General features: G+C 66.5%; 10 protein-coding genes. 3 read left to right on the forward strand and 7 right to left on the reverse strand.

Annotated features, from left to right (window positions below):
- Positions 1 to 58 precede the first annotated feature (58 nt).
- On the reverse strand, positions 59 to 1474 hold the full coding sequence (locus tag M8744_RS04760; protein ID WP_251410283.1) for a YcjX family GTP-binding protein: 1416 nt from the start codon (positions 1472 to 1474) through the stop codon (positions 59 to 61).
- Between the two features lie 179 nt (positions 1475 to 1653).
- On the opposite strand from M8744_RS04760, the gene M8744_RS04765 reads away from it, so the two are divergent.
- Positions 1654 to 2685 (forward strand): serine/threonine-protein kinase, encoded by a 1032-nt coding sequence (locus M8744_RS04765; protein WP_251410286.1) that lies wholly within the window; start codon positions 1654 to 1656, stop codon positions 2683 to 2685.
- A 78-nt stretch (positions 2686 to 2763) separates the two neighbouring features.
- Here M8744_RS04765 and M8744_RS04770 read toward each other — a convergent pair whose 3' ends face one another.
- From M8744_RS04770 to M8744_RS04795, 6 genes are all read right to left on the reverse strand, one after another.
- On the reverse strand, positions 2764 to 4053 hold the full coding sequence (locus M8744_RS04770) for an SPOR domain-containing protein (RefSeq protein ID WP_251410289.1): 1290 nt from the start codon (positions 4051 to 4053) through the stop codon (positions 2764 to 2766).
- A gap of 158 nt (positions 4054 to 4211) precedes the next feature.
- Positions 4212 to 4844: a uracil phosphoribosyltransferase gene (gene upp / locus M8744_RS04775; protein WP_251410292.1), complete on the reverse strand. Its 633-nt coding sequence runs from the start codon at positions 4842 to 4844 to the stop codon at positions 4212 to 4214.
- A gap of 86 nt (positions 4845 to 4930) precedes the next feature.
- Positions 4931 to 5920 (reverse strand): adenosine deaminase, encoded by a 990-nt coding sequence (locus M8744_RS04780; protein WP_251410295.1) that lies wholly within the window; start codon positions 5918 to 5920, stop codon positions 4931 to 4933.
- Positions 5917 to 7125, reverse strand: a complete 1209-nt coding sequence (locus M8744_RS04785; RefSeq protein ID WP_251410298.1) for a phosphopentomutase — start codon at positions 7123 to 7125, stop codon at positions 5917 to 5919. The genes M8744_RS04780 and M8744_RS04785 overlap by 4 nt, the downstream gene beginning before the upstream one ends.
- Positions 7122 to 8429: a thymidine phosphorylase gene (locus M8744_RS04790; protein WP_251410302.1), complete on the reverse strand. Its 1308-nt coding sequence runs from the start codon at positions 8427 to 8429 to the stop codon at positions 7122 to 7124. Before M8744_RS04790 ends, M8744_RS04785 begins: the two co-directional genes overlap by 4 nt.
- Before the next feature lie 5 nt (positions 8430 to 8434).
- Positions 8435 to 8833, reverse strand: coding sequence for a cytidine deaminase (locus tag M8744_RS04795; protein WP_251410306.1), 399 nt, complete (start codon positions 8831 to 8833; stop codon positions 8435 to 8437).
- Positions 8834 to 9292: 459 nt separating this feature from the next.
- Between M8744_RS04795 and M8744_RS04800 the strand changes: the two genes are divergently transcribed.
- The gene (locus M8744_RS04800) at positions 9293 to 11572 is read left to right on the forward strand and encodes an NADP-dependent malic enzyme (RefSeq protein ID WP_251410309.1); all 2280 of its coding nucleotides are present in this window, start codon (positions 9293 to 9295) and stop codon (positions 11570 to 11572) included.
- 352 nt (positions 11573 to 11924) lie between these two features.
- The gene (prpE, locus tag M8744_RS04805; RefSeq protein WP_251410312.1) at positions 11925 to 13820 is read left to right on the forward strand and encodes a propionate-CoA ligase PrpE; all 1896 of its coding nucleotides are present in this window, start codon (positions 11925 to 11927) and stop codon (positions 13818 to 13820) included.
- Positions 13821 to 14015: the final 195 nt, after the last annotated feature.

A 14015-nucleotide genomic window follows, 5' to 3' on the forward strand; every position in this document is an offset into this window, starting at 1 on the left:
AGTATTCGCAGCAGGCACGGCGCATGCCAAACCCGCGCGCGGCATGGCGCCGGGTCGATCACAGCCTGTCCCCGATCAGGAATTGCGCGGCACGATCCAGCCGGATGTGCGGCGGCCCCTCGCCCGGTTTCAGGCTAAGCCGCGCGGGCGCAAAGCGCATGATCTTGTAATCCGCATCCAGCCAGGTCGTGGCGCCGTCGCGCGCAGGCGACAACAGACGGTTGGGGTCTTCGGGCAACTCGCCCGGGTAGAAGGCGGCGCGTTTGCCGCCATCCAGCAACGTGCCGCGCACGCAATCCAGCGCGCGCCCGTCATGGGTGATCGTATCTTCGGTGGTGGCGCGCAGGGCGGCGATGGCCATGGCCTGCGTTCGGGCACCGGCAAAATCGGCCCGGTCGCGCGCGTCGCGGGTCAGCGCCTCCATGATGGCGGTCAGCCGGGCATGTTGCGCGTGATGCAGGTGGTCGGCCTTGGTGGCCGCGAACAGGATCTTTTCCACCCGTTTGCCCAGCAAAAGCTGTGACAGGAAGGCGTTGCGCCCAGGGCGAAAGGCCGACAGGATATCGGCCATGGCAAGGCGCATGTCCTCGACCGCCTTTGGCCCCGCATTGATCGCCCCCAGCGCGTCAACCAGCACCACCTGCCGGTCGATGCGGGAAAAGTGATCGCGGAAGAACGGTTTCACCACTTCGCGCTTGTACGCCTCGAACCGCCGCGCCATCTCGCGCGCAAGCGAGCGGCGCGGGGCATCGCCCCCGTTCGGCAAGGGCGCAAAGGTGATCGCGGGGCTGCCCGCCAGATCGCCGGGCAGCAGGAACCGCCCCGGCGTACAGTCATAGAACCCCGCGCCCCGTGCCGCATGCAGGTAGCTTGTGAAACTGTCGGCCAGGGCCCGGGCCGTGGGCTCGTCATGCGGCGCCGTGCCATCGGTGGCCCGCGCCTGCAGCAGGAAATCGGCCGCCTGCGGGCGCGTGTCGATACGTGCCAGCACCTCGGCCGACCATTGGGCGTAATCCTTGTCCAGCAACGCCAGGTCCAGCAGCCATTCACCGGGGTAATCGACGATATCCAGATGCACGGTGCGCGGCCCCTGCAAGCCCCCAAGCAATCCGGTGGGCTGCACCCGCAAGGACAGGCGCAGTTCGGATACCGCGCGGGTGCTGTCGGGCCAGCGCGGTTGATCGGCGGTCAGCGCGGCGTAATGCGCCTCGTAATCGAAACGGGGCACGGTGTCGTCGGGTTGCGGCTGCAAGAACGCGGCCACGATGCGCCCGTCGGCCGCGGCAACCAGTTGTGGCATGCGCCCCCGGTCCATCAGGTTGGCGACGAGCGAGGTAATAAAAACCGTCTTGCCCGAGCGCGCCAGCCCCGTCACGCCCAGCCGGATGACAGGTTCGAAAAACGCACCCGACACGCTGTCACCGATCCCTTCGACCGTGCGCGTGATGCCGTCTGCGATGCTTGAAATGACCAAACCCTGCCCCCGATATTCCGATACACCGAAGATAGTCCGCCGTGCCGCGCGTTACCAGTGCAGGCCCCGCCGCATGGATACGGGGAAAAGCCGGGCAGCTTTCCCCCTGTTGCGCAGTGATTGCCGCCGCTTCGTGCAACATGCTAGACTGAAGCACAAGGCAGAGCAGGCCCAAGAAAATGACAGCATTGAAGCAGTACCAGCGGCTTGAAGCGACCGGTCTTTGGCGCGAAAGCCCCGAGGCCCAGCGGCGCGAGGTGGTTGTTTCCATCGGCGATGCGACACTGGTTATCGCGGATATGCAAGACCGGCCGCTTACCCATTGGTCACTGGCCGCGATCGAGCGCGCCAACCCCGGCGAAAGCCCCGCGTTGTTCCACCCCGACGGCGACCCCGGCGAATTGCTGGAACTGGCCCCCGACGCCGAAGAAATGATCAAGGCGATCGAAAAACTGCGCAGTGCGATTGACCGCGGCCGCCCGCACCCTGGGCGCCTGCGCCTGCTGATGTTCGGGCTCAGCGCCGCCGCGGTGGCCGGGTTGGCGCTGTTCTGGCTGCCCGAGGTGCTGCGTGAACACGCGGTAAAGGTGGTTCCTGCCGCCAAGCGCGACGATATCGGCGCCGCCCTGATGACGCAGTTGCAACGCGTCACCGGCCCTGCCTGCACCGAGCCGCAGGGGCTTGCGGCACTTGGGCGGCTGGCCGCGCGGCTGCCCGGCCCGGACGGCGCGAGACCCCGTTTGCACGTGGTGCGCGACGGGGTGCGCGATGCCCTGGCGCTGCCCGGCGGGCGCATCCTGTTGCGCGCCCGTTTGATCGAAGATCACGAAGAGCCCGACGTGGTGGCCGGCTACATCATCGCCGCGCAAGAGCGCGCGGCCCTCTCCGATCCGCTGGACCGGCTGTTGCGCGAAACCGGCGTGCGCGCCTCGTTCCGTTTGCTGACGACGGGCGCTGTGCCCGACACAATCCTGCAACGCCATTCCGAAACCTTGCCAGCCGCCACGCCCGTGCCGGTGCCCGATGATCGCCTGCTGGCCGCGTTTGCCGATGCGGGTGTGCGTTCGGGCCCCTATGCCTATGCGCGCGACGTAACGGGCGAAACCGTCCTTGGCCTGATCGAGGCCGACCCCTTTGCCAGCGGACCGCCGCCCCCCGCGGTATTGAGCGACAATGACTGGCTGCGCCTGCAAGCGATCTGCGGAAACTGACCACCCGGCCCCTACGCCAAGGCGCCGGCCCGATGCCCGGTGCCGGCCCCTTTGGTTTTCAGCGCAACACGGTTGGCTTTACTTGTGGGTAAAGGCCCCGGAAAAGCCGGCCTTGCGGGCGGCGTACAACGCGTTGCCCAGCGCCTGCGGCGAGCTGTAAGGCCCTGCCAGCAGAACGCGCGCCTGCCCGTCATTTCCGCGCAGCGTGCCCATACGCACCGTCAGCCCGGCCCGCTTCAGCCGTGCCGCATCGCGTCGCGCGGCGTCACCAGACGGGTAACGACCCACCTGCACAAAGCGGTGACTGACAGCAACGCGCACGGCCTTGGTGTCAGCGGCAACCGGCGCCTTGGGGGCCGACCGTGTCGATACCGTCGGCTTTTGCGTGGTCTCGTGCGTTCTGCCGCTGGTCGAAAGATACCCGCCACGCGAACGAGGGGCGGCGCGCTGTTCTTGCATCGAGGTGTACGGATAGACGAGATCGGGGTTGAAGGCGGTCACGTCCATGCCGCTGCTGATGTCGATCAGGCGGCGGGGCACCTCGCGCGTCCAGCGCCGGTCCATCTGCTGCTTGCCGGCCAGGGTCTGATGGGCACGCCTGGGGTTCAGGCGGTCATCTTCCCACACTCGGCGATACCCAGGCGGCACGCGCCCGACACCCACCACCTGGGCCTGCGCCTTTGCCACGTGCAGGGGCGCGATTCGGGTTGCCGGCGTGACACGAGCCGCCGCAGGAGCAGCAGCGACGCGCCGCACACCCGCCGCTTCGCGCACCGGGGCCTGGCCGCGCTGCGGCGTTTGGACCCCTGCCAGCGGCGAGATGTTTTGCGGGCCGCAGCGCACGCCTTCGCCACGCATGTACTGGGCGCTTTGCGGCGAGGCCCAGCGGCATCCCCCCTCGGAACCGCGCAGGACGGGCGCACGTTTTTTCACGACCTTGCGCGCGGGCGTGGCCATCTGGCGCGGCTTGGGCGCGGCTGGCGACGGCGCCACCGTGACACGGCGCGGCTGTGAGGCGGTCACACGAACCGGCTGGGCCACGCGGCGGACCGTCGGTTTCGGCGCCGCGCTGCTCGACGTTGCAGCCTTGGCCTGCCGCTCGGGCGCGCGCGCCTTGGGGGCATCGGCGGGCGGCGGCAGCATCTTTGGCTCGGCCGCGGCCGTCTGCCGTGCTGCAGGCTCGGGCGCGGGCGCATTGGCAAAGGTCGGCTGGGCGTTGCAGATATGCTTGCGCGCGCGGGTCATGCGCGGCACCCAGGTGACATTGCCATCAATCCCCGCGCGCACATAGATGCAGCCGCGGTTATCGACAAACTGCTTGCCCGCGTAAGAGCTGGGCGGGAAATTCGCCGGTATCTGGGTTTTCATTTGTGACTGGGCGTTTGCGCCCCCAAGGCCGACATGCCCCATCAAAACGGCAACAGACAGAACTCTGACAATCTTCATATGCGCCCCCACGCAACTTTACCTGTACAAATTGCATGGATCACGGGCGCGAGTAAAGAGCGGGGTGCCTTCAATCTACCTTATTTCGTGCCGAACATGCGATCACCCGCATCACCTAGTCCCGGCACGATATACCCCTGTTCGTTCAATTTTGTGTCCAGCGCCCCGGTAAAGATGCGCACATCGGGATGCGCCTGACGCATCCGGGCCACCCCTTCGGGCGCGGCCAACAGGCAGACGAAACGGATGTCGCGGCAGCCCGATTGCTTGACCAGGTCGATCGCCGCGGCCGAAGAATTGCCCGTGGCAAGCATCGGGTCGACGACAAGCGCGGCCCGCCCGTCCATCCCCTGCGGCAGCTTGGAGTAATATTGAACCGGCGTCAGCGTCGCCTCGTCGCGGTAAAGCCCGACAAAGCCCACCCGCGCCGAGGGGATGCAATCAAGCACCCCGTCCAGCATCCCGTTGCCCGCGCGCAGGATGCTGACCAGCGCCAGCTTCTTGCCCTTCAGCGTGGGCGCCTCCATCTCGGTCATCGGTGTTTCGATGATCTTGGTCGTCAGGGGCAGGTCGCGCGTGGCCTCGTAGGTCAGGAACAGGCTGATTTCCCGCAGCAACTGCCGAAACTGCGCCGAGGGCGTTCGCATGTCGCGCATGAGGGTCAGCTTGTGCTGGACAAGCGGGTGGTCGACGATCGTCAGGTGGTCGCTCATTCCGGGCTCCTGTCAGGGCATGGGCCAGTGATAACGCGGGCCTGGGCTTTTGCAAACCGTCCGCACGAGCAGGGGCAAAAGCACCCTCATCCCGGCGTCTCCAGTCGCTTGGCCAATGCGGCCCGCGTCGCATCGTCACAAAAGGCCGCGTCAAGCGCGGTATGCGCAACCTGCATGAACCGCTCGCCATCCCAGCCGTGCGCGCGCTCCAGCGCGGCAAATTCGCGGCTCATATCGGTGTGGAAGAAGGGCGGGTCATCGGTGTTGATCGTAATCTTCACGCCCGCCGCGCGCAGCCGCTCGACCGGGTGGGCCCGCATGTCGGGATAAAGCCCCAGTGCAAGGTTCGAGCCCGGGCACAGCTCAAGCACCGTTCCCTGCGCCACCAGTCGGCTGACCAGCGCGGGCTCTTCGATGGCCCGCACGCCATGGCCGATGCGGTCAACGCGCAGGTCATCCAGCGCCTCGCGGATCGAGGCGGGCCCGGCGAACTCGCCCGCATGGGTCGTCAGCCGCAGCCCCGCCTCGCGCGCGCAGTCAAAGGCCCAGGCGAAATCACCCTGCCGCCCGCGTGTTTCATCACCGCCCATACCGAAACCCACGATCCAGTCACCGGCGGTTTCGGCCGCGCAAAGGGCCGTTTCGCGGGCCTTTTCAGGGCCGAAATGGCGAATACAGGTGACGATGCCGCGCATCACGATTCCAAGCCGCGCCTCGGCCCGGGCGGCGGCATCCTGCATCGCGGCCATGTAGTCGCGCCAAGCCGACAAATCGCGCGCACCGCAAAAATCGGGCGACAGGAAGATTTCGGTGTAGATCACGCCATTCTCGGCCGCGCGGGCCAGCACCTCGGATATGAGGCGTGCGTAATCGTCGGGGCTGCGCAGCACGGCCGTCGCGGCCTCGTAAACCTGCAGAAAATGCGCGAAGTCGCGAAATGCATATTGGCCCCGCTCATCAAACACGCCCGACAGGTTGACCGATTTTTCCTGTCCCAGGCGGCGGATGAAGTCAGGGGGCGCTGCCCCCTCCAGGTGCAGGTGCAGTTCAAGCTTGGGAAAATCCTGCCAACTCATGCAAAGCTCCGTCCCGGTCCCTGTGCGGGCACGCCCAGATGGGCGGCCACGCTGGCGGCCACATCGGCAAAGGCCACTTGCCCCACCGCGCATGATGCCCGCCCGACACCCAGCACCGGCACGCGTTCGCGCGTGTGGTCGGTGCCGCTCCAGGTCGGGTCATTGCCGTGATCGGCCGTGACCAGCATCAGGTCATCAGGGCCAAGACGACGGGCCAGCGCGGCCAGCCGCGCATCGGCCCATTCCAGGTGGCGGGCATAGCCAACCGCATCTCGGCGATGGCCGTAAAGGCTGTCGAACTCGACGAAATTGGCAAAGGTCAGGCTGCCATCCGTCGCGGTATCCACCAGCCCGTCGAGGTGATCCATCAATTCGGCATCGCTGCCCTTCACCACGTCGGTTATCCCGCGCATCGAGAAGATGTCGCCGATCTTGCCAACCGCATGCACCGCGCGCCCCGCACCCGCCACCCAGTCGCACAACGTGGGCGAAGGCGGCGCGATGGCGAAATCGCGGCGGTTGCCGGTGCGTGTGAAATTCCCCGGCTCACCGACAAAGGGGCGGGCGATGACGCGCCCAACCCGCATCTCGTGCAGCAGGGGCGCAACGGTGCGGCACAAATCCAGCAGGCGGTCCAGGCCGAACGCCTCTTCATGCGCGGCGATCTGGAACACGCTATCGGCCGAAGTATAGCAGATCGGCCAGCCGCTGCGCAGATGCTCGGCGCCCAACCGCGCCACGATCTCGGTGCCGCTGGCGTGGCAGTCACCCAAAATGCCATCAGTGCCCGCCGCGCGCGCCACGGTTGCCGACAGATCGGGCGGAAAAGCGGGCTGCGTGTCGGGGAAATAATGCCAATCCCAGGGCACCGGCACGCCGGCCAGTTCCCAATGGCCCGAGGGCGTATCCTTGCCGGGGCTTGTTTCGGTCGCCGCGCCCCACAGCCCCCGAGGTGTGACGCCAAGGCCCGGTGCATCGGCGCCACTGGCCAGATGCAACGCCGCGCCCAGCCCAAGACCATCGAGGAACGGCAGGTATAACGGGCCGCTGCGCCCGTCTTCGGCCAGGCCGTCGGCACAGGCGCGGGCGATATGCGCCAGCGTGTTGGCGCCGGCATCGGGCCGGTCGCCGTTGAAGAAACGCGCCGCATCCGGCGCGCCGCCAATGCCAACGGAATCCAGCACGACCAGGAAAGCACGGCTCATGGCCCGACCCTTTCGAGAACCAATGGCCGGTCGCCAGGCGCGCCGTGGCCCAGCGTGATCGCAGCCTGCACCGCGCGCAAGGACGCCTCGGCGGCATCTTCGCGGGCGGCGTGGATGCGCGCCAGCGGTTGGCCCCTGTCCACCCGATCACCCAGCGACACGACATCCGAAAGGCCCACCGCCGGATCAACACGGTCGGTTTCGACCTGCCGCCCCCCACCCAGCGCAACCACCGCCAGGCCCAACGCCTCGCCATCCATCGCGGTGACATGGCCTGCCATCGGTGCGGGGACCTCGCGGATAACCGGGGCCTCGGGCAGGAAGCGAGCCCATTCCCCGACAAAAGCCAACGGCCCGCCTTGCGCGGCCACCATGCGCCCCATCGTGTCGGCCGCGGCCCCGGTGTCGATGGCCTGCGCCACCTGCGCGGCACCTTCGGTCGCGTCGGTCGCAAGGCCGCCCTGCACCAGCGCCTCGGCCCCCAGCGCCACGCTCAGATCGAAAAGCCGCCCCCGCGCGGCGCCGGTCAGCACCCGCATCGCCGCCGCAACCTCAAGCGCGTTACCCAATGCCGGGGCAAGCGGTTGCGTCATGTCGGTAATCAGCGCCGATGTCGGGCAGCCCGCGCTGTTTGCCGTTTCAACCAGCGCATGCGCCAGCGCGCGGGCCTCCTCGACCGTTTTCATGAAGGCGCCCGACCCGGTTTTCACGTCAAGCACCAGCCCCTGCAGGCCCGCGGCCAGTTTCTTGGACAGGATCGAGGCGGTGATCAGGTCCAGGCTTTCCACCGTCGCCGTCACGTCGCGCACGGCATAAAGCCGCTTGTCGGCGGGCGCGATACGGTGGCTGGCTGCCACGATGGCGCACCCCGCCTCGGTTACCACCGTGCGCAGCCGCGCCTCGTCCAACTCGGTGGCAAAGCCCGGAATCGCCTCGAGCTTGTCGAGCGTGCCACCCGTGTGGCCCAACCCCCGGCCCGAGATCATCGGAACCGCCGCGCCACAGGCCGCAAGCGCCGGGGCCAGCACGAGGCTGACACAATCGCCCACACCACCCGTGGAATGTTTGTCGATCACCGGGCGATCCAGCGACCAGTGCAGCACATCGCCCGAGTCCCGCATCGCCAGCGTCAGGGCGACGCGGTCTGCCGCGTCCAGCCCGTTCAGCAGAACCGCCATGGCAAATGCCCCGGCCTGCGCATCGCTGACCCCCCGATCGGACAGGCCCTGCGCGAACCAGCGCAACGCGTCCGCATCCACGCGCTGACGATCGCGCAAGCGGGCGATGATGGCGCGGGCATCCATGCGGGTCAGTCCTTTCCGCCACCCATGTGCGACGTGGCAAAGGCCCCAGGCAACAGGTCGGCCACGGTGACCACCTGTTCCGGCCCGTTCACCGTGGCCAGCCGCACCGTCACCTCGCCGCGCGCGAACTCGGCCAGCTTTTGCCGGCAGCCCCCGCAGGGCGAGGCGGGCGTCGGGCTATCGGCGATCACGCAAACCTCGACAATCTCGGTCTCGCCGGCCGCCACCATCGCGGCGATCGCGCCCGCCTCGGCACAGGTGCCTTCAGGGTAGGCCACGTTTTCCACGTTGCACCCGGCATAGATCTGGCCCGAGGCCCCGCGCACGGCGGCCCCGACCTTGAATTGCGAATAAGGGGCATAGGCGTTTTCGCGCACCACGCGCGCTGTATCAAGAAGGCTCATCGGGCAGTCTCCAGCATCGTTGTGACCATGCCGGGCATGGTCCTTGTCAGGTCCAGGGGCCCGGCCAGATCCGCATAGCGCGTTTTCATCCCCCCGAGAATGATGAACGCATCAGGCGGCGCCTTTTGGCCCGTGCAACGAGACGAATTTACCGACATTTCCGCGCGGATGGTTTTCATGATCGCCCTCGTGGCTGAACCGTCGCCCGATCCTGTCGCCTCGGCCCGCCCTTTGCAAGCGCCAGCCCGCGGCCGGACGCCCGGGCACGCTGCCAGTCCGCGCGCCCCTCGGCTGCGGCTTGACCCAAGCCGCCGGACAGCAGACCATCGCAACGCGGCAAGTCACCCGGCCGTGCGGCGCCAGGCCGTTTCGAGGCATTCGGAACCGGCGGCGCGGCATTTGGCTTTTCTATTGATCCAGGCAATAGTTTAATACTAAACAATTACGCAGGAGGCCCCCATGACCGATACCCCCAAAGACCTGCTGCGCGAGGCGGCGCTGTTCTACCACGAGCATCCAAAGCCCGGAAAACTGGAAATCCGCGCCACCAAGCCGCTGGCCAATGGCCGCGACCTGGCGCGCGCCTATTCGCCCGGCGTGGCCGAAGCCTGCACCGAGATCGTGGCAGACCCGGCCAATGCCAGCCGCTATACCGCGCGGGGCAATCTCGTTGCGGTGGTCTCGAACGGTTCGGCGGTTCTGGGGCTGGGCAATATCGGGGCCCTGGCCTCCAAGCCGGTGATGGAGGGCAAGGCCGTCCTGTTCAAGAAATTCGCCGGCATCGATTGCTTCGACCTGGAACTGGACGAATCCGACCCCGAGAAACTGGCCGAGATCGTTTGCGCGCTTGGCCCGACCTTTGGCGCGATCAATCTTGAAGATATCAAGTCGCCCGATTGCTTCATCGTCGAAAAGATCTGCCGCGAGCGGATGAACATCCCCGTCTTTCATGACGACCAGCATGGCACCGCCATCGTGGTTGGCGCTGCGGCAAAGAACGCGCTGCACGTGGCGGGCAAGCGGTTCGAAGACATCAAGGTGGTCAGCACCGGCGGTGGCGCGGCGGGTATCGCCTGCCTGAACATGCTGCTGAAACTGGGCGTGAAGCGGGAAAACGTCTGGCTGTGCGACATTCACGGGCTGGTCTACGAGGGCCGCACCGAGGACATGACCGAGCAAAAGGCCACCTTTGCACAGGACACCTCCCTGCGGACGCTGGACGAAGTGATCGACGGCGCGGACCTGTTCCTCGGGCTGTCGGGCCCCCGTGTATTGAGCCGTGACATGGTCACACGGATGGCCAAGCGTCCCATCGTGTTCGCGCTGGCCAACCCGACGCCCGAAATCCTGCCCGACGAGGTGCGCGAAGTGGCGCCCGACGCCATCATCGCCACCGGGCGCAGCGATTTTCCCAACCAGGTCAACAACGTGCTGTGCTTTCCGTTCATCTTTCGCGGCGCGCTCGATGTCGGCGCGACCGAGATTAACGACGCCATGCAACTGGCCTGTATCGACGGCATCGCCGAGCTTGCCCGCCAGACAACCAGCGCCGAGGCCGCCGCCGCCTATCGCGGCGAGCAACTGACATTCGGGGCTGATTACCTGATCCCCAAGCCGTTCGACCCGCGCCTGTCGGGTGTCGTGTCGACGGCCGTGGCACGCGCCGCGATGGAAACGGGCGTGGGCACCCGCCCGATCGCCGATTTCGACACCTACCGTCAAACGCTCAATGCCAGCGTTTTCAAATCCGCCCTGCTGATGCGCCCGGTGTTCGAGGCCGCCGCGACGGCCGCCCGCCGCATCGTCTTTGCCGAGGGCGAGGATGAGCGCGTCCTGCGCGCCGCGCAGGCAATTCTCGAGGAAACCACCGAGCAACCCATCCTGATCGGCCGCCCCGAGGTGATCGAGAAACGCTGCGAACGCTTTGGCCTGACCGTGCGCCCTGGCCGCGACCTGGCTATCGTGAACCCCGAAAGCGACCCGCGCTACCGCGATTACTGGCGCACCTATCACGAGTTGATGGCCCGCCGAGGCGTCACCCCCGACCTCGCCCGCGCGATCATGCGCACCAACACCACCGCCATCGGCGCGGTGATGGTGCACCGCGGCGAGGCCGACAGCCTGATTTGCGGCACCTTCGGCGAATACCGCTGGCATTTGAACTATGTCAGCCAGGTTCTTGGGCGGGGCGATCTGCGCCCGCATGGGGCGTTGTCGATGATGATCCTCGAAGACGGGCCGCTGTTCGTCGCCGACACCCATGTCTATTCGCTGCCCACCCCCGAGAACCTGGCCGAGATCGCGGTGGGTGCAGCACGCCACGTGCGCCGTTTCGGGTTGGAGCCCAATATCGCCCTATGCTCGCAAAGCCAGTTCGGCAACCAGGCCGAAGGCTCGGGCCGGCGCCTGCGCGAGGCCATCGCCATTCTTGACAGCGCACCGCGCGATTTCGCCTACGAGGGCGAGATGAATGTCGATGCCGCGCTTGACCCCGAGTTGCGCGAGCGCCTGCTGCCCGGCAACCGGATGCAGGGGGCGGCGAATGTGCTGGTCTTCGGCCATGCCGATGCGGCCTCGGGGGTGCGCAACATCCTCAAGATGAAGGCCGACGGGCTTGAGGTCGGTCCGATCCTCATGGGCATGGGCAACCGCGCCCATGTGGTGGCCCCCGGTATCACGGCGCGGGGGTTGCTGAACATGGCGGCGATTGCCGGAACACCTGTGGCCCATTACGGCTGATCCGCCGCGCCACGCCCGGCACAGCCCTTGGCGCGGGGTCCAGCCCGCCAAGGCCCACTTCCTTGACCTTGGCCCGGTGCAGAAGCACCGTTTCCTCCCTGCAATGGCCGATTCCCCTACTTCGCAGAGGGCAATTTGCAACTTTGCAAATATTTGCGCATTTCGCAGCGAAGCGGCAGAAACCCGAGGGTTTGCCAAATTTTGCAAAAGAAGCGCCCCTTCATCTGCAAATTTTCTGCGGCCATCTGTCCGTTTGGGCGGTAACAGGCTTGCCCCAACGGCACCCTGTCCCCTATCCCCAGCGCAAGGCGGCACCACGCAAGCCGGGCGCCGAGGGACGGAGGACAAGACCATGACCACCTATGCAGACGTTTACAAAAGCTGGCAGGACGACCCAGACGCTTTCTGGATGAAAGCGGCCGAGGCGATCGACTGGGACGAAAAGCCATCCAAGGCGCTGTTCGACCTGGGCGACCACATGTATGAATGGTTCGCCGATGGCCGGGTGAACACTTGCTGGAACGCGGTCGACCGTCATGTCGAGCAAGGGCGCGGCAGCCAGGTTGCCATCATCCATGACAGCCCGATTACCGGCACCGTGCGCAAGATCACCTATGCCGAACTGCGCAACCGCGTGGCCACGCTGGCCGGCGCGCTGCGCGCCAAAGGCGTGGAAAAGGGCGACCGTGTCATCATCTACATGCCTATGGTGCCCGAGGCGCTCGAGGCGATGCTGGCCTGTGGCCGCATCGGTGCGATCCACTCGGTCGTGTTCGGCGGGTTCGCCGCGCATGAACTGGCGGTGCGCATCGATGACGCGCAGCCCAAGGCGATCATTGCCGCCAGTTGCGGGTTGGAGCCGGGCCGCGTGGTGCATTACAAACCGCTGCTCGACGGGGCCATCGAACAATCCAGCCACAAGCCCGAATTCTGCGTGATCTTCCAGCGCGAACAAGAGGTCGCCAGGCTGAACGAGGGGCGAGATGTCGACTGGCACGCCTTTCAATACGGGGTTGAACCGGCCGAATGTGTGCCGGTCGAGGGCAATCACCCGTGCTACATCCTCTATACCTCGGGTACCACGGGCCAGCCCAAGGGCGTCGTGCGCCATACCGCCGGCCACCTGGTCGCGCTGAACTGGTCGATGAAGAACATCTACAACGTCGATCCCGGCGAAGTCTTCTGGGCGGCCTCCGACGTGGGCTGGGTCGTGGGCCACAGCTATATCTGCTACGCGCCGCTCATCCACGGCAACACGACGATCGTGTTCGAGGGCAAACCCGTGGGCACCCCCGATGCCGGCACCTTCTGGCGGGTCATCGCCGAGCATGACGTGAAATCCTTCTTCACCGCGCCAACCGCCTTCCGGGCGGTCAAGCGCGACGACCCCAAGGGGGAATTCGTCCGGAAATACGACCTGTCCGGCCTTCGCGCGGTCTATCTGGCGGGCGAACGCGCCGACCCGGACACGATCAACTGGGCCGCCGACGTGCTGGGCAAACCGATCTATGACCACTGGTGGCAAACCGAAACCGGCTGGACCATCGCGGGCATGCCCGCCGGGATCGAGGCCCTGCCCGTCAAGGTCGGCAGCCCCACGGTTCCGATGCCCGGCTACGACGTGCAGATCCTCGACGAGGCCGGCCACCCGATGCCCCCGGGCGAGCTGGGCGCCATCGCCGTGAAACTGCCGCTACCCCCCGGTACGCTGCCCACGCTGTGGAATGCCGAGACACGGTTTCGCAAATCCTATCTCGACCACTTCCCTGGCTATTACGAAACCGGCGATGCCGGCATGATCGACGAAGATGGCTATCTCTATATCATGGCGCGCACCGATGACGTGATCAACGTGGCCGGCCACCGCCTGTCCACCGGCGCGATGGAGGAAGTACTGGCCAACCACCCCGACGTTGCCGAATGCGCCGTGATCGGCGTGTCTGACACGCTCAAGGGCCAAAGCCCGGTTGGCTTCGTCTGCCTGACCAACGGGGTCAACCGCCCGCACGAGGAAATCACCTCCGAATGCGTGGCCATGGTGCGCGACCAGATCGGCCCGGTTGCCGCCTTCAAACAGGCTGTCGTGGTCGATCGCCTGCCGAAGACCCGCTCGGGCAAGATTCTTCGGGCCACCATGGTCAAGATCGCCGATGGTGACGCGTTCAAGATGCCTGCCACTATTGATGACCCGGCCATCCTCGATGAAATAACCGAGGCGCTGAAAACCCTGGGCTATCCCAAGTCCTGATCGTCAGGCAGCGAGGGGCCAGCCCCTCGCGCTCCCCGGGGTATTTCAAGCAAGAGGAAGACGGGAAATCCACACAGCTTCCTCTTGCCGGAAATACCCCGGGGGAGGCTGCCGCAGGCAGACGGGGGCAGCGCCCCCTGTCCGAGGGCCCGAAAGGGCCCGAGATATCAGGGCGTCGCGCCAGCGACACCGCCC

Origin of the sequence: Lutimaribacter degradans, from assembly GCF_023703375.1 — a bacterium.
Classification (GTDB): domain Bacteria; phylum Pseudomonadota; class Alphaproteobacteria; order Rhodobacterales; family Rhodobacteraceae; genus Lutimaribacter; species Lutimaribacter degradans.